Origin of the sequence: Pseudomonas sp. (assembly GCF_049300855.1) — a bacterium.
Taxonomy (GTDB): domain Bacteria; phylum Pseudomonadota; class Gammaproteobacteria; order Pseudomonadales; family Pseudomonadaceae; genus Aquipseudomonas.
In genome coordinates, this window is record NZ_JBAQKH010000026.1 from 364,126 (window position 1) to 381,588 (window position 17,463).

Annotated in this window: 18 protein-coding genes; 8 read left to right on the top strand and 10 right to left on the bottom strand. The window is 60.7% G+C overall.

Annotated elements, in window-relative coordinates:
- Positions 1-146: 146 nt before the first annotated feature.
- The gene (locus WA225_RS11240) at positions 147-1,145 is read right to left on the bottom strand and encodes an AraC family transcriptional regulator (RefSeq protein WP_422607964.1); all 999 of its coding nucleotides are present in this window, start codon (positions 1,143-1,145) and stop codon (positions 147-149) included.
- Positions 1,146-1,496: 351 nt separating this feature from the next.
- Between WA225_RS11240 and WA225_RS11245 the strand changes: the two genes are divergently transcribed.
- Positions 1,497-2,831, top strand: coding sequence for a dicarboxylate/amino acid:cation symporter (locus tag WA225_RS11245; protein WP_422607965.1), 1,335 nt, complete (start codon positions 1,497-1,499; stop codon positions 2,829-2,831).
- 143 nt (positions 2,832-2,974) lie between these two features.
- Positions 2,975-4,156, top strand: coding sequence for a CaiB/BaiF CoA transferase family protein (locus WA225_RS11250; RefSeq protein WP_422607966.1), 1,182 nt, complete (start codon positions 2,975-2,977; stop codon positions 4,154-4,156).
- A 108-nt stretch (positions 4,157-4,264) separates the two neighbouring features.
- On the opposite strand, the gene WA225_RS11255 is transcribed toward WA225_RS11250, so the two are convergent.
- Together WA225_RS11255 and WA225_RS11260 are read right to left on the bottom strand one after the other, a co-directional pair.
- Positions 4,265-4,759, bottom strand: a complete 495-nt coding sequence (locus tag WA225_RS11255) for a SprT family zinc-dependent metalloprotease (RefSeq protein WP_422607967.1) — start codon at positions 4,757-4,759, stop codon at positions 4,265-4,267.
- Between the two features lie 140 nt (positions 4,760-4,899).
- Complete coding sequence (locus WA225_RS11260) at positions 4,900-5,502, bottom strand: Yip1 family protein (protein WP_007917515.1); 603 nt, start codon at positions 5,500-5,502, stop codon at positions 4,900-4,902.
- Between the two features lie 288 nt (positions 5,503-5,790).
- Here WA225_RS11260 and ttcA point away from each other — a divergent pair, with 288 nt between their 5' ends.
- Together ttcA and WA225_RS11270 are read left to right on the top strand one after the other, a co-directional pair.
- Positions 5,791-6,615 carry a tRNA 2-thiocytidine(32) synthetase TtcA gene (gene ttcA, locus WA225_RS11265; RefSeq protein ID WP_008079181.1) on the top strand — a complete coding sequence of 275 codons (825 nt, stop codon included), beginning with the start codon at positions 5,791-5,793 and terminating at the stop codon, positions 6,613-6,615.
- A 150-nt stretch (positions 6,616-6,765) separates the two neighbouring features.
- Positions 6,766-7,440: a DNA-3-methyladenine glycosylase I gene (locus WA225_RS11270; RefSeq protein ID WP_283439146.1), complete on the top strand. Its 675-nt coding sequence runs from the start codon at positions 6,766-6,768 to the stop codon at positions 7,438-7,440.
- A gap of 115 nt (positions 7,441-7,555) precedes the next feature.
- Here the strand turns inward: WA225_RS11270 and WA225_RS11275 are convergent, their stop codons facing one another.
- Genes WA225_RS11275 through arsC form a run of 3 tightly spaced genes read right to left on the bottom strand, consistent with a single transcriptional unit; the run spans position 7,556 to position 8,930 of the window.
- Positions 7,556-7,981: a DUF2069 domain-containing protein gene (locus WA225_RS11275; RefSeq protein WP_422607968.1), complete on the bottom strand. Its 426-nt coding sequence runs from the start codon at positions 7,979-7,981 to the stop codon at positions 7,556-7,558.
- A 2-nt stretch (positions 7,982-7,983) separates the two neighbouring features.
- On the bottom strand, positions 7,984-8,580 hold the full coding sequence (gene wrbA, locus WA225_RS11280; protein WP_422607969.1) for an NAD(P)H:quinone oxidoreductase: 597 nt from the start codon (positions 8,578-8,580) through the stop codon (positions 7,984-7,986).
- Positions 8,577-8,930, bottom strand: a complete 354-nt coding sequence (gene arsC, locus WA225_RS11285; protein ID WP_422607970.1) for an arsenate reductase (glutaredoxin) — start codon at positions 8,928-8,930, stop codon at positions 8,577-8,579. The genes wrbA and arsC overlap by 4 nt, the downstream gene beginning before the upstream one ends.
- A 113-nt stretch (positions 8,931-9,043) precedes the next feature.
- On the opposite strand from arsC, the gene WA225_RS11290 reads away from it, so the two are divergent.
- On the top strand, positions 9,044-9,511 hold the full coding sequence (locus WA225_RS11290; protein WP_160059061.1) for a TlpA disulfide reductase family protein: 468 nt from the start codon (positions 9,044-9,046) through the stop codon (positions 9,509-9,511).
- 332 nt (positions 9,512-9,843) lie between these two features.
- Here WA225_RS11290 and WA225_RS11295 read toward each other — a convergent pair whose 3' ends face one another.
- Positions 9,844-10,248 (bottom strand): META domain-containing protein, encoded by a 405-nt coding sequence (locus WA225_RS11295; RefSeq protein ID WP_129396164.1) that lies wholly within the window; start codon positions 10,246-10,248, stop codon positions 9,844-9,846.
- Positions 10,248-10,682 carry a hypothetical protein gene (locus WA225_RS11300; RefSeq protein ID WP_422607971.1) on the bottom strand — a complete coding sequence of 145 codons (435 nt, stop codon included), beginning with the start codon at positions 10,680-10,682 and terminating at the stop codon, positions 10,248-10,250. The genes WA225_RS11295 and WA225_RS11300 overlap by 1 nt, the downstream gene beginning before the upstream one ends.
- Before the next feature lie 133 nt (positions 10,683-10,815).
- Here WA225_RS11300 and WA225_RS11305 point away from each other — a divergent pair, with 133 nt between their 5' ends.
- The gene (locus tag WA225_RS11305; protein WP_422607972.1) at positions 10,816-11,274 is read left to right on the top strand and encodes a hypothetical protein; all 459 of its coding nucleotides are present in this window, start codon (positions 10,816-10,818) and stop codon (positions 11,272-11,274) included.
- A 3-nt stretch (positions 11,275-11,277) separates the two neighbouring features.
- On the opposite strand, the gene WA225_RS11310 is transcribed toward WA225_RS11305, so the two are convergent.
- Positions 11,278-12,267: a 2-hydroxyacid dehydrogenase gene (locus WA225_RS11310; protein ID WP_422607973.1), complete on the bottom strand. Its 990-nt coding sequence runs from the start codon at positions 12,265-12,267 to the stop codon at positions 11,278-11,280.
- A gap of 84 nt (positions 12,268-12,351) precedes the next feature.
- Positions 12,352-15,105 carry a response regulator gene (locus tag WA225_RS11315; protein WP_422608215.1) on the bottom strand — a complete coding sequence of 918 codons (2,754 nt, stop codon included), beginning with the start codon at positions 15,103-15,105 and terminating at the stop codon, positions 12,352-12,354.
- A 217-nt stretch (positions 15,106-15,322) separates the two neighbouring features.
- On the opposite strand from WA225_RS11315, the gene WA225_RS11320 reads away from it, so the two are divergent.
- Both WA225_RS11320 and WA225_RS11325 read left to right on the top strand, forming a co-directional pair.
- Entirely contained in the window at positions 15,323-16,045 is a 723-nt protein-coding gene (locus tag WA225_RS11320) for a response regulator transcription factor (protein WP_422607974.1), read from the top strand.
- Positions 16,032-17,456, top strand: coding sequence for a histidine kinase sensor domain-containing protein (locus WA225_RS11325; protein ID WP_422607975.1), 1,425 nt, complete (start codon positions 16,032-16,034; stop codon positions 17,454-17,456). The genes WA225_RS11320 and WA225_RS11325 overlap by 14 nt, the downstream gene beginning before the upstream one ends.
- The last annotated feature ends 7 nt before the right edge of the window (positions 17,457-17,463 follow it).

The following is a 17,463-nucleotide window of genomic DNA, read 5'->3' on the forward strand; positions in this document are numbered from 1 at the left end:
TCTGGCGTTATACATCGACCTGAAATAGCCAGTCGATTATGGATTCAACAGCGAAGTTTCAGGTCGGCGTATCTATCGAGCATCCCCCATTCAGTCCCCTCTCCCCCCGGGAGAGGGTTAGGGTGAGGGGCTTTTGATGTGCTGCCTCAATGCTCCTGCGCCCGATAAGCCCCCGGCGTCAGCCCCGTCCACTTCTTGAACGCCCGATGAAACGCCGACGGTTCGGAAAACCCCAACTGCTCGGCGATCTGTTGCAACGACAGATCCGCCCGGCCCAGATGGTAGATGGCGATATCCCGCCGCAGTTGATCCTTCAACTCCTGAAAACTCGTGCCTTCCTCACGCAAGTGCCGGCGCAGGGTCTGCGGGCTGATGTGCAAGTGCGCCGCCACCGCTTCCAGATCCGGCCAGCGCGCAGTGTCGCGACTGAGCAAACGGCGCAGGCGACTGCTCAGGCTGTCGCCGTCGTCCGGGCGTGAGAGCAGGTCGGCGGGGGAGCGTTCGAGGAAATGTTTGAGCGTGCGTTCGTCCTGCAACAGCGGCATGTGCAGGTAGCGACTGTGAAACAGCAGGCTGCTCTGCTCGGTGCCGAAGGTCAGGGGGCAGGGGAACAGCAAGTCGTATTCCGCACCATGCGCGGGTTTGGCGTAGCTGAAAGTCGCGTGTTCGAGACGAATCCGCTGGCCGATCAGCCAACTGCCCAAACGATGCCAGATCACCAGCAGGCTTTCGGTGAGAAAGTGATCCGGATCCCAGAATGACGAATCGTCGAGGCTCAAACGCGCCCATTCGTCTTCGCGCGTCAGGGTCAGGCGCGGGGCTGCGGGGAATAGGCTATAAAACAATAAACCGCGTTGCAGTGCCTTCTCCAGATTGCGGCAGTGAATCGAGGCATGGCACATCATCGCGAAACTGCCGGGCTTGCTCGGGGCGTTGCCGAAACCGAGGTATTCGTCGTCCAGCGCCAGCCACAGGCTCTGGAGCAGTTGCGTGAACTGCTCCGGGGCGATGCGCGCGCGGGGCTCGTCAAGCAACTCCGGGCTGATGCCCAGTTGCAGCAGCAAGTCCGAATAGTCAAAGCCCAGGCGGCGTGCGCCACCGAGGGCGGCACGGGCGAAATGACTGGCAATGGTGCGTTCGCGCATAAGCGGCAGATCCTTCCTCAGGCGCTGGATGGTAGCCGTGGGCGACAGGTGCAACAAGGCGGAAATCCGCCAAATTGTAGGACGAGAAGCGGCGAGTTGGCGGAAATCCGCCACACTCAAGTCACCGGACGGTGACACTGAAGAAGCCTGCAGCCCCTGATATCAAAAGGCTTGCAGCGAAATGCACCAAAGTGGCACGACGTTTGCGATAAGAGCGACAGAAGCGTGCGTTTGTCCCGACCGGAAAACGCCGCTCCAACAACAAATCCCTCCAGTGCAGGAGGGTTCGCAATTCAGGTTTCGCGGCCAACAGATGGATGTTGCCACGCGAGGCTCTTGAGGAAACTTGCAATGACGACTCGTCAGCCACTGTACAAATCCCTGTATTTACAGGTGATCGTCGCAATCGTTATCGGTATCGCGCTCGGTCACTACTACCCGCAGTTCGGTGTGGCCGTAAAGCCGCTGGGTGACGGGTTCATCAAACTGATCAAAATGATCATCGCCCCCATCATCTTCTGCACCGTGGTCAGCGGCATCGCCGGCATGCAGAACATGAAGTCGGTCGGCAAGACCGGTGGTTACGCACTCCTGTACTTCGAAATCGTTTCGACCATCGCTTTGCTGGTCGGTCTGGTTGTGGTCAACGTTGTGCAACCGGGCGCCGGCATGCACATCGACGTCGCCACCCTTGACGCCTCGAAAGTCGCTTCTTATGTAGCGGCTGGCGCTGACCAGAGCGTTGTCGGCTTCCTGCTCAACGTGATCCCGACCACCATCGTCGGCGCGTTCGCCACCGGTGACATCCTGCAAGTGCTGATGTTCTCGGTGATCTTCGGTTTCGCCCTGCATCGCCTGGGTGCCTACGGCAAGCCGATCCTCGACTTCATCGATCGCTTCGCCCACGTGATGTTCAACATCATCAACATGATCATGAAGCTCGCGCCAATCGGTGCCTTCGGTGCCATGGCGTTCACCATCGGTGCCTACGGTGTTGGTTCGCTGGTGCAGCTGGGTCAACTGATGATCTGCTTCTACATCACCTGCCTGGCATTCATCCTGATCGTGCTCGGCGGTATCGCGCGCATGCACGGCTTTAGCGTGCTGAAGATGATCCGTTACATCCGTGAAGAGCTGCTGATCGTACTCGGCACCTCGTCGTCGGAGTCGGTACTGCCACGCATGCTGATCAAGATGGAGCGTCTGGGCGCGAAGAAATCGGTAGTGGGTCTGGTAATCCCGACCGGTTACTCGTTCAACCTCGACGGTACTGCGATCTACCTGACCATGGCTGCTGTGTTCATTGCTCAGGCCACTGACACGCACATGGACATCACTCACCAGATCACTCTGCTGGTGGTGTTGCTGCTGTCCTCCAAAGGCGCAGCCGGTGTGACCGGTTCGGGCTTTATCGTGTTGGCAGCGACCCTGTCGGCAGTAGGTCACCTGCCGGTGGCCGGTCTGGCGCTGATCCTCGGTATCGACCGCTTCATGTCCGAAGCACGCGCCCTGACCAACCTCGTTGGTAACGCGGTAGCGACCATCGTGGTTGCCAAGTGGGTGAAAGAGCTGGACACCGACACGCTGCAAACCGAGCTGGCCTCGGGCGGTCGTGGTATCGCTGATACCCGTCCGGAAGATGACCTGGGTGTGGCTGAAGGCCCAACGCCTAGCAGCGTCAAGTAACCCTCGCTTCATGAAAAACCCGCTTCGGCGGGTTTTTTCTTGCCTGCTGTTTGAGCGTAACGGTCACACCCGCTGACATTTACGGTGATTGCCGTGCGCGGCATCGCTGCCTAGGCTGAGTGCATCGCCCAAGGAGTTCGCCCATGTCCGCACCGCTGGCCTCACTGAAGATCCTCGATTTCTCGACGCTGTTGCCGGGTCCTTTCGCCTCGTTGTTGCTGGCGGACATGGGCGCCGAAGTGCTGCGTATCGAATCGCCGACGCGCCTGGATCTGCTGCGGGTGCTGCCGCCGCACGATGGCGGGATGTCCGCCAGTCACGCTTATCTGAATCGCAACAAGCGCAGCCTGGCGCTGGACCTCAAGCAGCCCGAGGCGCTGGACGTGGTCAGGCAACTGCTGGCCGATTACGACATCGTCCTCGAGCAGTTTCGCCCCGGCGTGATGGAGCGATTGGGTTTGGGCTATGAAGCGTTGAAGGCGATCAACCCGAAGCTGATTTACGTGTCGATTACCGGTTACGGCCAGACCGGGCCGTACAAGGATCGCGCCGGGCATGACATCAACTATCTGGCGCTGGCGGGGCTGGCCAGCTACACCGGTCGCGCCGACAGCGGGCCGTTGCCGTTGGGCATGCAAGTGGCTGACGTGGCGGGTGGTTCGTTGCACGGGGTGATTGGCCTGCTGGCGGCGGTGATTTCGCGTCAACAGACCGGCCAGGGCACGCATCTGGACGTGAGCATGACCGATTGCGCGTTCAGCCTGAATGCCATGGCGGGGGCCGGCTATCTGGCCTGCGGCGAGGAGCCGGAATGGGAAGATCAGATGCTTAACGGTGGCAGCTTTTACGACTACTACCGCTCTCGCGATGGCCGCTGGATGTCGGTGGGCAGTCTGGAGCCCGGGTTCATGCAGCAACTGTGTACGGCGTTGGGCCGGCCGGAGTTGGCGGCACAGGGTTTGTCGCCCAAACCCGAACAGCAGCGGGCATTGAAATACGCGCTGACGGTCGAGTTTGAAAAACATGATTTTGCCGAGCTGTGCGAAATGTTTGCCGGGATCGATGCATGTGTCGAACCGGTATTGAATCTGGGTGAGGCGGTACGCCATCCGCAGTTGCAGGCGCGCGAACTGGTGAAGCAGGTGCCGCGCGGGGATGGCACGACGCAGGCGCAGATGGCCTGTCCGTTGAAATTTTCCGAGGCGTTGCCGGCGCCGCGGCATGTTGGCGCGGCGTTGGGGCAGCATACGGATCAGGTGTTGGCGGAGTTGGGGTTTAGTACTGCGCGGATTGCTGAATTGCGTTCATCCAAAGTGATTCTTTAGTGCCTGTACCGACCCTTTCGCGAGCAAGCTCGCTCCCACAGGAGAATGCATTCCAAGGTGGGAGCGAGCTTGCTCGCGAAGAGGCCACAACAGGCAATAGAAGACTGACTATTCGACGCGCATCTCGCCACTGAACACCAAGGTATTGCGGCAGCGCCGACACAAATACCGCCGCCCTTGGCGCACCAGGCTATGGCGCTGTGCCGAAAACGGAAAATCACTGTCGGCACACGGGCATTTGTAGATATAGCGGGTCACGCTGCGGCGCTTGATTGCATAGGTGTGGCAGCGATCCGGCGGCAGTTCGTAAACCCCGCGCATGATCAGTTGCCACTCTTCGCCGTGGGGCTGAATGCGCTCGCCAAACAACTGATGGGCGATCAAGTGCGCGACTTCATGGGCCACGGTTTGCTTGAGGAAGTGTTCGCTGTTTTCCCGGTACAACTGCGGGTTGAAGCGCAGCAGGTTTTCGTGCAGATGCGCGACACCGGCTTTTTGCCCGCGCAGCTTGAGGCTGACGACAGGGCGTGGAAAAGAACGTTTGAAAAAGGATTCTGCGAGTTGGTAACAGTCTTCGACGCGGGTATTGAGTTGCTCGGGCATGCTTGATGGATCTCCAGAGGCGTCGAGTATGCCGCAACGTTGGCGCGTTGCGAATCGCCGAGCTGCCGAATGGTCATCCTCCTAATGAGAAGGCCGCCTTGCGGCGGCCTGAGTGGGCAGATCCGGTTTTTCTCGGCACGTCAGTTGGTATAGACAGGGCCTACGCCCAGCCCCCAGACAATCACGGTGAACGCCATGATGGCGACCAGCACCACCAGACCCACCGCCAGCACCGAACTGGAAAACAGGAAACCTTCATCCGACGGAATATTCATGAACGTCGGCAGCCCCACATACAACAGGTAAACCGTGTAGCAGATGGCCGCCGTGCCGACGATCATGCCCAGCCACATATGCGGATACAACGCCGCCAGCCCACCGACGAATAACGGTGTCGCGGTGTAGGTGGCAAACGCCACGCAACGGGCCAGACTCGGGTTGGCGTCGTAGGTGCGGGCCATCCAGTGCACGAAGGCGCCCATGACCGCGACCCCGCCGAGCATCGCCAGATACGACATGACCGTCATCCAGATCGCGCTTTCGACGGTGAGCATCACCGGTGCGCGGTTGCCGATCACCCAGCCGACCTGAGTAGTGCCGATAAACGCCGAGACAGCGGGGATCGCCGCCAGAATCAGCGTGTGGGTGAGGTACATGTGGCTGATGCTTTCCTCTTGGTCGCCACGGATTTCCTTCCATTCCTGATCGGGGTGGGTAAAAAGTCCCACTACGTGATGGATCATGCCAGTCACTCCTCTTGTTATTGCCATCGCCCCCCAACGGAGCGCCTACGGGCCAAGGTGGCCGAGCAAATTCAGGTCTATAGATGTGTGCGACCTTATGTCGCAGTATAGAAAGGACTTAACCGCACAGGTATTAGGGGCTTAGAGCAAATCGCGCTGTAAACACTGGGCTTAATCGCCTTGGGGTCTGTAAAGAATGCCGACTTGGGCCACGACAACCTGTGCCCACAACCCCGGGGTTTTTGCGTAAAATGCCGGCCTTTCGTCACACCTCACGGATTTCGCGTCATGGGCACTCTTACGGTCAACCAGAACAAACTGCAAAAGCGCCTGCGCCGCCTGGCCGGCGAAGCGGTCGCCGACTTCAACATGATCGAAGACGGCGACAAGGTCATGGTCTGCCTGTCCGGGGGCAAAGACAGCTACACCATGCTCGACGTGTTGCTGCACCTGCAGAAGGTTGCCCCGATCAAGTTCGAGATCGTCGCGGTGAACATGGACCAGAAGCAGCCGGGCTTTCCCGAGCATGTGCTGCCGGCCTACCTGAAAGAACTGGGCGTCGAGTATCACATCGTCGAGAAAGACACCTATTCGGTGGTCAAGGAGCTGATCCCGGAAGGCAAGACCACCTGCTCGCTGTGTTCGCGCCTGCGTCGCGGCACGCTGTACACCTTCGCCGATGAAATCGGCGCGACGAAAATGGCCCTCGGTCACCACCGTGACGACATCGTCGAGACGTTCTTCCTCAACATGTTCTTCAACGGCAGCCTCAAGGCGATGCCGCCGAAGCTGCGCGCCGATGACGGGCGCAACGTGGTGATCCGTCCGTTGGCCTACTGCAACGAGAAAGACATCCAGGCTTACTCGGATTTGAAAGAATTCCCGATCATCCCGTGCAACCTCTGCGGTTCGCAGGAAAACCTGCAACGTCAGGTGGTCAAGGACATGCTTCAGGACTGGGAGCGCAAGACCCCGGGCCGAACCGAAAGCATCTTCCGCAGTCTGCAGAACGTGATCCCGTCGCAACTGGCCGACCGCAACCTGTTCGACTTCACCAGCCTGAAGATCGACGAGACCGCGGCTTCGCGCTTCGTCAACGTCGTCAATCTGTAAACCCGATCCATGTGGGAGCGAGCTTGCTCGCGAAGGCGTTGTGTCAGCCGACATCCATGTTGAATGACAGGCCGCTTTCGCGAGCAAGCTCGCTCCCACAGTATTTTGTGTTCACAAGTAAAATTTCATTTTCAATTCCCGGGAGAGGGCATGCGCGATTACAAGTGGCTGCACGAATACTGTCTGAACCGCTTCGGTTCGGCGGCTGAACTGGAAGCCCATCTGCCCGTTCCCAAAACCCCGGCGCAACTGCGCAAGATCAGCGACGACCGCTACCTCTCGACCATGGCCCTGCGCGTGTTCCGTGCCGGCCTCAAGCACAGTCTGGTCGACGCCAAGTGGCCGGCCTTCGAAGAAGTGTTCTTCAAGTTCGATCCGGAAAAAGTCGTGCTGATGAGCGCCGAACACCTTGAGCGGCTGATGCAGGACGCGCGGATCATCCGCCACCTGGGCAAGCTGAAAAGCGTGCCGCGCAATGCGCAGTTCATTCTCGATGTGGAGAAAGACAAGGGCAGTTTCGGCGCACTGATCGCCGACTGGCCGGTGACCGATATCGTCGGTCTGTGGACTTACCTGAAAAAGCACGGCCATCAATTGGGCGGGCTGTCGGCGCCACGGTTCTTGCGCATGGTCGGCAAGGACACATTCGTGCCGAGCTACGACGTGGTCGCGGCGCTGAATGCGCAAAAGATCGTCGACAAGGTGCCGACCAGCCAGCGCGATCTGGCGATTGTGCAGGATGTGTTCAACCAGTGGCATGAGCAGAGCGGCGGGCGGGCGATGAGCCAGATTTCGATGATGCTCGCGTACACCGTCAACCATTAAGACCTGGTTGCCCCAATCGCTGGCAAGCCAGCTCCCACAGGTTTTTCCGTCAATCACACTATTGTGGTTCAACGCAGATTTCTGTGGGAGCTGGCTTGCCGGCGATGGCGATCTGTCAGGCGACGGAGATCTCGCCTTCACCCGCCAGTTTGCGATTCAACTGATAGCGCCAGCGCACATACAGCAGCGCCGAGCAGAACACCGCCAGGCTCACGACCATCTCCAGCACGCCAAACAACTGCCGGCTCGGGTCATACGCCGCCAGTGCGCCTTTGATGAAGTACAGATTCACCACAAAACACATCCACGAATGCCCGCGCGCGCTGCCCATGATCATCGCCGGTGCGAGGACGATCCACGGGATCAGCTCGACCAGCAGAATCACCCACGGCCGTGCGCCGTGCAGGTCGGCGAAGACCAGGTAGTAGGCGGCGAGCAATCCGGCCAGCGCGAAAAAACTCAGCAGACTGACAACCCGCATCGCTTTGACGCGCGGCTCCAGCCACTCGACCGGGGGCAGGACTTTCGGCTTCTTCGCCACTGTCAGCCCTCCAGCTTCTGCGCAGTCTTGGCCAGGCGCAGACCGAGCGCGCGGCACAGTGCGACTTCGTGCTGATCGAGGCCTTTTTTACCGTCCGCCCCAGCGTGATGACTGGCGCCGTAAGGCGTGCCGCCGCCCTGGGTTTCCAGCAACGCCGATTCACTGTAGGGCAGGCCGGTGATGAGCATGCCGTGGTGCAACAGCGGCAACATCATCGACAGCAGGGTGGTTTCCTGACCGCCGTGCAGGCTGGCGGTAGAGGTGAACACGCCGGCCGGCTTGCCCACCAGAGCACCGGTCAGCCAAAGGTTACTGGTGCCGTCGAGGAAGTATTTCAACGGCGCGGCCATGTTGCCGAATCGTGTCGGACTGCCAAGGGCCAGACCTGCACAGTTCTTCAGATCATCGAGCGTGGCATACAGCGCGCCGTCGTCCGGAATGTCCGGCGCCACCGCTTCGCACTCGGTGGAGATCGCCGGCACCGTGCGCAGGCGCGCTTCGAGCCCCGCCTGTTCGACGCCGCGCGCAATTTGCCGGGCCATCTCGTTGGTCGAGCCGTTGCGGCTGTAATACAGCACCAGAATGTACGGCGCGCTCACGGCAACAACTCCAGAATATTTTCCGGGGGACGACCGATCACGGCTTTGTCGCCGACTTCAAGAATGGGCCGTTCCATCAGTTTTGGATGCTCGGCGATGGCGTCGATCAATTGCGCTTCGCTGAGGCTTTCGTCCGCCAGCTGAAGCATTTTGTATTCATCTTCCCCGGTGCGCAGCAACTGACGCGCGCTGATCCCGAGCTTGCCGAGCAGGGCCTTGATTTGCCCCGCGTTCAGCGGGGTTTCGAGGTAGCGCACGACGTTTGGGCTCAGGCCGCGGGCTTCGAGAAGTTCCAGCGCGCCGCGGGATTTCGAGCAGCGCGGATTATGATAAAGCGTCAGATCGGTCATGGCGGGTCGCTTCTGGCGTAAAGTGGCGGCTATTCTAACTGTGCAGCGCGCAATCCAGAACCTTCGGAGGCAATGGGTCGCAGGCGCCTTCAAATTTTCACAAGGAACATGACATGACACGGCGATTGGCAGCGGCATTGACGGTAATCGGGGCGTTGATGCTGGGGGGCTGCGGCAATGATTACGGCATTGACCAGAACGGTCAGAAAGTCGCCTCCGAGCGCTTGGACAAACAATGGGTCGTGCTCAATTACTGGGCCGAATGGTGCGGCCCGTGCCGCACGGAAATCCCGGAACTCAACCACTTGGCTGATGAACTCAAGAGCAAGAATGTCGGTGTGTTCGGGGTCAACTTTGACAACGTGCAGGGTGTGGAACTGAAGGACGCCAGTGAAAAACTGGGCATCAAGTTCACCGTGCTGGCGCAGGATCCGGCAGAACTGTTCGAACTGCCACGCAGTGAAGCGCTGCCGGTGACGTACATCATCGACAACAAGGGCAAGGTGCGTGAGCAGTTGATGGGCGAGCAGACGGCGGCGGGGGTGATGGCGAAGCTTGAGGCGTTGCAGGCGACCAAGTAACGTCAAAAGCCCCTCACCCCAGCCCTCTCCCAGGGGGAGAGGGAGCCGACCGAGGTGTCTGGCATCCTCCATCGACCTGAAAAATCCAGTCGATTATGGATTCACCAAAGCAGGATCAGGTCGGCGTAGCTCTCCAATATCCCCCAATCAGTCCCCTCTCCCTGTGGGAGAGGGCTAGGGTGAGGGCTTTGGCAGACTCACTGCCTAAAAGATCCAGTCGATTATGGATTCGGCATAGGCCGTTCAGGTCGGTGTACTTCCCCAATATCCCCCAATCAGTCCCCTCTCCCCTTGGGAGAGGGCTAGGGTGAGGGCTTTGGCGATCCTGAGGCTTAACCCTCTTCCAGCCACCAACGCAACGGCTTGCCTTCAGCCGGCCAGAAGCGCATCTGCTCGATCGGCGAGATGTCCCAGCGCTCGACATGTTCCAGCGCCTGCAAGAAGCGTTGCTCCTGCTCCATCAGCGCCGGTGCACACAGCTTGCGGGTCTTGCCGATCTTACCGAAAGTCAGCTTGTCACCGTCCAGCGTGTAAGGCGCGAACCAATGGTTGCAGCCACCGTTGCCGTAGGCGCGGCCGTCATCGCCCAGGGTCACGGTCAGATGGCTGTAATCCATCAATGGCCGTTCGCCGATCCACTCCAGAATGTAACTGCGGTTCTGCTGCAGTTGCACAGGCTCCGCCGCGCAACCGACCAGACCGACACTGACCAAAGCGGTCAGGGCAAGGCGTTTCATCACGCAGGCTCCTGGCATTTCGGGCACAGGTGCTTGTCGCCGATGGCTTTCCAGCCCAGCTCGGCGATGCGCGCGGTGGCGGCCGGTTTTTCGGCGGTTTTGCCCAGCTTGGCATCCACGGCAAATTCAAAGCTCAGCTCTTTGGCGCAGCTGTCGCAGTTGACCTGCCAGGTGTGGATTGCCAGTTCACCGAACACCGGGCCTGTGGTCATCGCGGTCCATTGGCCCGGCGGGTTGATCAGGTGGCGGACGGTTTCAACGGTCAGGCGCATGGACAAATCCTTGCTGCCTTTGAGGGTGACCAACAGCGCGTCACCAATGCGAATCGAGCCACCGTTGCCGGTGACCTGATAGCGGCCCGGAACGAGCGCGCGGCATTCGGTGAGGGTGTGTTGCGGGTTCATCAGGGTGTAGCGGAAATCGTGTTCGACCATGGGTCCTCCAAATATGCGCGACATGCTAGCACGGGCTTGATTGCAGAATGATGCGCGCGTGCGACCTTCGATCCGGTTCAAATCGACGCACGCTCATGGCAAACTGCCGGCCTCGAATCTGAAGGAACGGAACATGGCGCTGATCGAATGTTATGAATGCAAGCGGAGCATCAGCTCGCAGGCCCTGGTGTGCATTCATTGCGGGGCGCCAATGGCGGAGCGAGCGGTGCCTGCACACGCAGAGGCTGTAGCGGCTCCCGCTCAGGCGTCGACGATTTCTTTCGGCAGCCTGCCGCGCAACAAGGCGGTTCCGGAGGCGGTTGCCTTGCCGCCCGTGGCAGAACCCCTGCCCAAAGTGCTGTCGGCAGCGGCAGGGCGGCGCCGTCGCCAGCAGGCCGAGCAACCGGTGGTGATGCCCGGTAATGCCGACGGCAGCCGTCCGGTTGAAGGCTGGTTGAAGATCATGGTGTTTCTGATGCCGTTGGTATTCGTCTGGTTTCTGCTGCGTAGCGGGCATTCGATGAAACAGCGCTTTTTCGGTTTCGGCTGGTTGGCCCTGCTGATTCTGGCCACCTCGCTGTCACCGAAGTAAGCCTCAACCCTCGACCTGGTTCTGCGGCGCCCCTGCCGCCCAGGTCGCGATGTTGTGCAGGGTGGTCGCCGCGATCGCGCCGAGTGCTTCACGGGTCAGAAAGGCCTGGTGCGCGGTGATGATCACATTGGGAAAGGTCAGCAGGCGCGCCAGCACATCGTCCTGCAACGGCAGGTCGGAACGATCCTCGAAAAACAGCTGCGCCTCTTCCTCATACACATCCAGACCCAGATAGCCGAGTTGACCGTCCTTCAGCGCGTCGATCAGTGCCGGGGTGTCCACCAGACCGCCGCGCCCGGTGTTGATGAGCATGGCGCCGGCCTGCATGTGCGCCAGTGAATCGCGGTTGATCAGGTGTTTGCTCTGCTCATTGAGCGGGCAATGCAGGCTGATGATGCGTGACTGCGCGAGCAGTTCCGGCAGGCTCAGGTAACGCGCGCCCAAGGCCAGTACCTCGGGATTGGGGAAGGGATCGTAAGCCAGCAGTTCACAACCGAAACCGTGCATGATTTTCGCGAACGTCGCACCGATCTGTCCGGTGCCGACAATGCCGACGGTTTTGCCGACCAGATCGAAACCGGTCAGGCCGTGCAGGCTGAAATCACCTTCGCGCGTGCGGTTATAGGCGCGGTGCAAGCGCCGATTGAGTGCCAGGATCAGCGCCACCGCGTGTTCGGCCACGGCATGCGGCGAATACGCCGGGACGCGCACGACGGACAAGCCAAGGCGTTTTGCCGCCACCAGATCGACATGGTTGTAGCCGGCCGAACGCAGGGCAATCAGCCGCGTTCCGCCGGCGGCCAGACGTTCAAGGACCGCAGCACTGAGGTCGTCATTGATGAAGGCGCAGACCACTTCGTGTTGTTCGGCCAGTGCCGCGGTGTCGACGCTGAGCCGGGCTGCCTGAAAGTGCAGTTCGAGGTCGGCCGGGCAGTCGGCGGCGAGAAAACTTTCGCGGTCGTAGGTCTGGCTGCTGAAAACGAGGGTGCGCATCAATGTCTCCTTGAACGACGTGGCAGGTCAGGGACGACCCGCCCTTACCTTAGCGTGGGACAGCCGCATCGGCATTGTCGTGGGTCAGGCGCTGATTCTGGCCTGGGCCGCGAGGCGATTGATCGCCCGCTCCAGTTCCTCCAGCGCCGCCACTGCCTTGGGATCACCTTGCTTGAGCAAGGTTTCGCTGCGTTGGCAGGCCGCGCGCAATTGCGGCACGCCACAGTAGCGGGTGGCGCCGTGGAGGCGATGGACGCGTTCGATCAAGGCGTTCTGGTCGCGGTTTTCGCTGGCCGCGCGAATCGCCTCGCGGTCGGCTTCCAGTGACGCCAGGAGCATCGCCAGCATGTCGGCCGCCAGATCCGCCTTGCCAGCGGCCAGACGCAAACCTTCTTCATGATCGAGCACCGGCAGTTCATTACTGGCCATCGCGCTATCGTTGACTCGCTCCGGTCCCTGATTGCGCAGGGCCAGTCCGGTCCACTTCAGCACCACTTGCGCCAGTTGCCGCTCGCTGATCGGTTTGGTCAGGTAATCGTCCATCCCGCTTTGCAGCAGCGCGCGTTTCTCGTTGGCCATGGCATGGGCGGTGAGGGCAACGATCGGCAGCGGCGTGCTATGCCGTTCGCTTTCCCACTGGCGGATGGTTTCGGTGCTTTGGCGGCCGTCCATGCCAGGCATCTGTACGTCCATCAGGACCAGGTCGAAGGATTCGCTCTGCACCGCTTTGACCGCCGCGTAACCGCTTTCCACCGCAAGAACCTTGGCGCCCATGTCTTCGAGCAGGGTCTGCACCAACAGCAGGTTGGCCGGGTTGTCGTCGACACACAGCACTTTCGGCGCGCGACTCGACAATGGCTCGCCCGGCTCGTTGCGCGGCTGGCGCGGGTTGGCCAGATCCGACAGCGCCCGGCGCAGCTTGCGCGTGCACGCCGGCTTGGCTTGCAACTGGCTGTGTGGGTTCGGCACCGACAGGTGAAACAGCGTTTGCTCAGTGGTCGGGCACAGCACCAGCACTTTGCAGCCGAGGTGTTCGAGGTCCCAGATGTGCTGGTTCAAACGCTCTGGAAGCATGTCGTTGCTGGTGATGCCGAGTACCGCAAGGTCAATCGCCTGATCGGTCTGGTGGGCACCGGTGACGCCATTGGTCAGGGTTTCCAGGGTATTGAACGTGGTAACGTCGAGACCACAGTCTTCCAGTTGATGCTGCAAGGCCTGACGCGCCAGTTCATGGCTTTCCAGTACCGCGACGCGGCGTCCGAGCAATGGCGCCGAGGGCAGGTCTTCGGCGTCGTCGCGGGTCTTGGGCAGGCTCAGGCTGATCCAGAATTCCGAACCTTCGCCGGGGGTGCTGTCGACGCCGATCTCGCCACCCATCTGCTCGATCAGGCGCTTGGAAATCACCAGGCCCAGGCCAGTGCCACCGGGCTGACGTGACAACGAGTTGTCGGCCTGACTGAAGGCCTGGAACAACGCGCGCACATCCTGGTTCGACAGGCCGATGCCGGTGTCCTGAATGCTGATGCGCAGTTGCACGCTGTCTTCATGTTCCTCTTCAAGCATGGCGCGGGCGACGATGGTGCCCTCGCGGGTGAACTTGATCGCGTTGCTGACCAGGTTGGTGAGGATCTGCTTGAGGCGCAGCGGGTCGCCGACCAGCGACAGCGGCGTGTCGCGGTAGACCAGGCTGACCAGTTCCAACTGCTTGGCGTGCGCGGCCGGGGCGAGGATGGTCAGGGTGTCCTGCAACAGGTCGCGCAGGTTGAACGGAATGTGGTCGAGCACCAGTTTGCCGGCTTCGATTTTCGAGAAATCGAGGATCTCGTTGATGATCCCCAACAGGCTGTCGGCGGATTTTTCGATGGTGCCCAGATAGTCGAGCTGGCGCGGGGTCAGTTCGCTTTTCTGCAATAGATGCGTGAAGCCGAGAATGCCGTTGAGCGGCGTGCGGATCTCGTGGCTCATGTTGGCGAGGAATTCGGATTTGATCCGGCTGGCCTCCAGCGCCTCTTTGCGCGCCAGATCCAGTTCGATGTTCTGGATTTCGATGGTTTCCAGATTCTGGCGGACGTCTTCGGTGGCCTGATCGACGCTGTGCTGCAGTTCTTCGCGGGCGTTCTGCAGGGTCCCGGCCATGCGGTTGATGCCCGACGCCAGTTCATCCAGCTCCTGACTGCCAAGCGGCGGCAGCCGGGTTTCCAGGTGGCCATCCTTGAGTTGCGCGACGGCTTGTTTGATCTGGCTCAGCGGCCGGTTGATGGTGCGGCCCATGCGCAACGCGAGCAGCGCGGCACCGGCCAGACCGGCGGCGATCAGCAGCAGGCTGGCGAACAGACTGCGATAACCGCGCAGCAACATGCCGTTGTGCGACAGCTCCAGTTCGACCCAGCCGAGCAGGCGCTCGGATTCTGCCGGGATCAGTTCGCCGGCGAGGTTGCGGTGTTTGCCGAAGACCGGCATCAGGTAGCGCGTCGCATCATTGCCACTGCGCCGTTGCAAGTGTGCGCTGTCGCCGCTGGGCGCCTGATTGAGCATGGTCGGGCCGGCGTGGGCTAGCGGCGAACGATCCGGCGCGAGAAAGGTGACTGCGCGCACGTCCGGTTGTTCGAGGGATTGGGTGGCGATGCGTTCGAGCAGGTCGCTGTCGCCATGGCCCATGGCGGGTGCCACCAGCGGCGCCAGTTGCTCGGCGATCATTTCGCCGCGCTGCATCAATTGGGTCTGCAAGTCGGCCTGCTGCGTCCAGGTGAAATAACCACCCAGCACCAAGGCCATCAGGCTGGTCGGCAACAGGGTCAGCAACAAGACGCGACCCTTGATTCCCAGTTTCTTGAGCACACCTATCTCCTGCATCCCGCTGATCTGTTGACTCATGCGTGCATCCGGCACGCGACATGGGCGCAGTGTAGCGATTTGCAGGCGGGCGTTCGCGCTAAAAATGATGTCGTCATCGGTCGCTTTGCGCAGGCTCGTTTGTCCGCCCGGTCAACCTTGGGTTGCTCCGGCCACGGCAATCTTGAATAATCAGCCAACTGAGAATTATTTGCAGATACTCATGACTCCTGTTCCCGTTGGCGCGCCACGCATTCTTTCCATCGAAGACGATCCGGTCCTCGGTGCCTACGTCCACGAGCATCTGGGCCGTAGCGGCTTTCAGGTGACCTGGTGCCAGAATGGCCAGGAAGGCCTGAGCATCGCCCGGCGTCAGCCGTTCGATGTAGTGCTGATGGACATTCTGTTGCCGGGGCTGGACGGCTTGAATGTGCTCACGCAATTGCGCCAGAGCCATGCGACGCCGGTGCTGCTGATGTCGGCCCTAGGCGCTGAAGCGGATCGCATCAGTGGTTTTCGTCTGGGCGCCGACGACTATTTGCCCAAACCGTTCAGCATGGCCGAGCTGCACGTGCGCATCGAAGCGATCTTGCGTCGGGTCGCCCTCGATCGACGTCCGGCAACGCTGGCGGCGCCTGTCGTGACCGGTCCGCTGCGTTTCGATGATGAACAGTGCGAAGTGTTTTTCCGCGAGCAAGCCGCCGGGCTGACTCGCAGCGAATTCCGTCTGCTGGAAACCCTCAACCGCAATGATGAGGAAGTGTTGAGCAAGGCCTTCCTTTATCAGCACGTGTTGCAGCGCGGCTATGCCGCGCATGATCGCAGCCTTGATATGCATATCAGTCAGATCCGTCGCAAGCTCAAGGCCATCGGTTACACCGAGCGCGAAGTGCGCACGGTGTGGGGCAAGGGCTACGTGCTGAGCGGCGCCGATGAAACTGTCTGAGCTGCCGGGCCGTCATTCGCTGTTCTGGAAGCTCGCCTGTTTGCTGGTCGCCTTCTGTTTGCTGATGATCTGGCTGAGCTGGTCATGGGGGCGTTACATGGAGGAGCGCAACCAGTTCCTCTCCGACGACGCGCGCGGTGCCCTCACGCGTTATGCCGCGCAAGCGGAAAAAGCCTGGCAGCGCGGTGGCCGCAGCGGTGTCGACGACTGGTTGCAGAGCATGGAATTGCGCGAGGCGAGTTGGGTCGGTGTGATCGGCGGCAATTTGCAGTCGTTGAGCAGTGATCCGCTGAATGAACAGGAGATCCAGCACCTGACGTTCTTGCGCGGCCTCGACTGGCCGATTCACAAACAGGGGCGGCCGTGGCTGCGCATTCCTTTTCCCAAGGAGCCATCCGCCGGCAGTCTGGTGATCGAATTGCCCGAGCGTTTTGTGCCGGGCAAATACCGGGTGTTCTGGCGGGTGATCACCAACGGCGTGATTCCGGGCCTGTTCACCTTGTTGCTGTGCGTCGGTCTCTATCGATTGTTGGTGGTGCCACTGAACAATCTGCGTGAACAGGCCAACGCCTGGCGCGCCGATCAATTGAATGTGCGGCTGTCGAGCGGCATCACCCAGCGCCCGGACGAACTCGGCGAACTGGCCCGGGCGTTCGACTCGATGTCCGAACGCCTGCAATCGACCGTTGCCCTGCAACAGCAATTGCTCCGCGATCTGTCTCATGAATTGCGTACACCGCTGAGCCGCTTGCGTGTGGCCAGTGAAAGCGAGCAGGGTCTGGTGCAACTGCGCGAGCGCATCGGTCGTGAAGTCGACGGTATGCAAAGACTGGTCGAAGACACCTTGCAACTGGCATGGCTCGATACCGACCGCACGCCGCTGCCGGATGAAGCCATTCAAATTCAGGCCCTGTGGGAAATGCTCACTGACAATGCCTGTTATGAAAGCGGCTGGCCGAGTCTGCAATTGCAGTGCGCGGTCGAGTCCTCATGCTGGGTGCGCGGCAACCTGAATACCCTGGCGCAGGCGCTGGAAAATATTTTGCGCAACGCCATTCGGCATTCGCCGGCGGGCGGGATCGTGCGGCTCGATGGGCGGCGCGATGGCGATTATTGGCACCTGTGGCTGGAGGATCAGGGCGGCGGCGTGGCGGAAGCGGATTTGCAGCGAATCTTTTTGCCGTTCACTCGCCTCGACGGCTCGCGGCCTGGTGGCGGTGGGTTTGGCTTGGGCCTGAGCATTGCGCGCAATGCCGTGCAGCGCCAGGGCGGGAGCATTTGGGCGGAGAATGGCGGGGCGGGGTTGCGTTTGAATCTGCGCTTGCTGGCGGATGATTGTGTCGCGCCGACTGACGCTTTCGCTGGCAAGCCAGCTCCCACAGGAAATGTGTTTCAACCGCAGATTGTTTGAGCAATAC

What these genes read in the sequence shown, in the direction of transcription:
- WA225_RS11240 (WP_422607964.1), bottom strand. Translation starts at nt 1,145, where the DNA reads ATGCGCGAACGCACCATTGCCAGTCATTTCGCCCGTGCCGCCCTCGGT.
- WA225_RS11245 (WP_422607965.1), top strand. Translation starts at nt 1,497, where the DNA reads ATGACGACTCGTCAGCCACTGTACAAATCCCTGTATTTACAGGTGATC.
- WA225_RS11250 (WP_422607966.1), top strand. Translation starts at nt 2,975, where the DNA reads ATGTCCGCACCGCTGGCCTCACTGAAGATCCTCGATTTCTCGACGCTG.
- WA225_RS11255 (WP_422607967.1), bottom strand. Translation starts at nt 4,759, where the DNA reads ATGCCCGAGCAACTCAATACCCGCGTCGAAGACTGTTACCAACTCGCA.
- WA225_RS11260 (WP_007917515.1), bottom strand. Translation starts at nt 5,502, where the DNA reads ATGATCCATCACGTAGTGGGACTTTTTACCCACCCCGATCAGGAATGG.
- ttcA (WP_008079181.1), top strand. Translation starts at nt 5,791, where the DNA reads ATGGGCACTCTTACGGTCAACCAGAACAAACTGCAAAAGCGCCTGCGC.
- WA225_RS11270 (WP_283439146.1), top strand. Translation starts at nt 6,766, where the DNA reads ATGCGCGATTACAAGTGGCTGCACGAATACTGTCTGAACCGCTTCGGT.
- arsC (WP_422607970.1), bottom strand. Translation starts at nt 8,930, where the DNA reads ATGACCGATCTGACGCTTTATCATAATCCGCGCTGCTCGAAATCCCGC.
- WA225_RS11290 (WP_160059061.1), top strand. Translation starts at nt 9,044, where the DNA reads ATGACACGGCGATTGGCAGCGGCATTGACGGTAATCGGGGCGTTGATG.
- WA225_RS11295 (WP_129396164.1), bottom strand. Translation starts at nt 10,248, where the DNA reads ATGAAACGCCTTGCCCTGACCGCTTTGGTCAGTGTCGGTCTGGTCGGT.
- WA225_RS11300 (WP_422607971.1), bottom strand. Translation starts at nt 10,682, where the DNA reads ATGGTCGAACACGATTTCCGCTACACCCTGATGAACCCGCAACACACC.
- WA225_RS11305 (WP_422607972.1), top strand. Translation starts at nt 10,816, where the DNA reads ATGGCGCTGATCGAATGTTATGAATGCAAGCGGAGCATCAGCTCGCAG.
- WA225_RS11310 (WP_422607973.1), bottom strand. Translation starts at nt 12,267, where the DNA reads ATGCGCACCCTCGTTTTCAGCAGCCAGACCTACGACCGCGAAAGTTTT.
- WA225_RS11320 (WP_422607974.1), top strand. Translation starts at nt 15,323, where the DNA reads ATGACTCCTGTTCCCGTTGGCGCGCCACGCATTCTTTCCATCGAAGAC.
- WA225_RS11325 (WP_422607975.1), top strand. Translation starts at nt 16,032, where the DNA reads ATGAAACTGTCTGAGCTGCCGGGCCGTCATTCGCTGTTCTGGAAGCTC.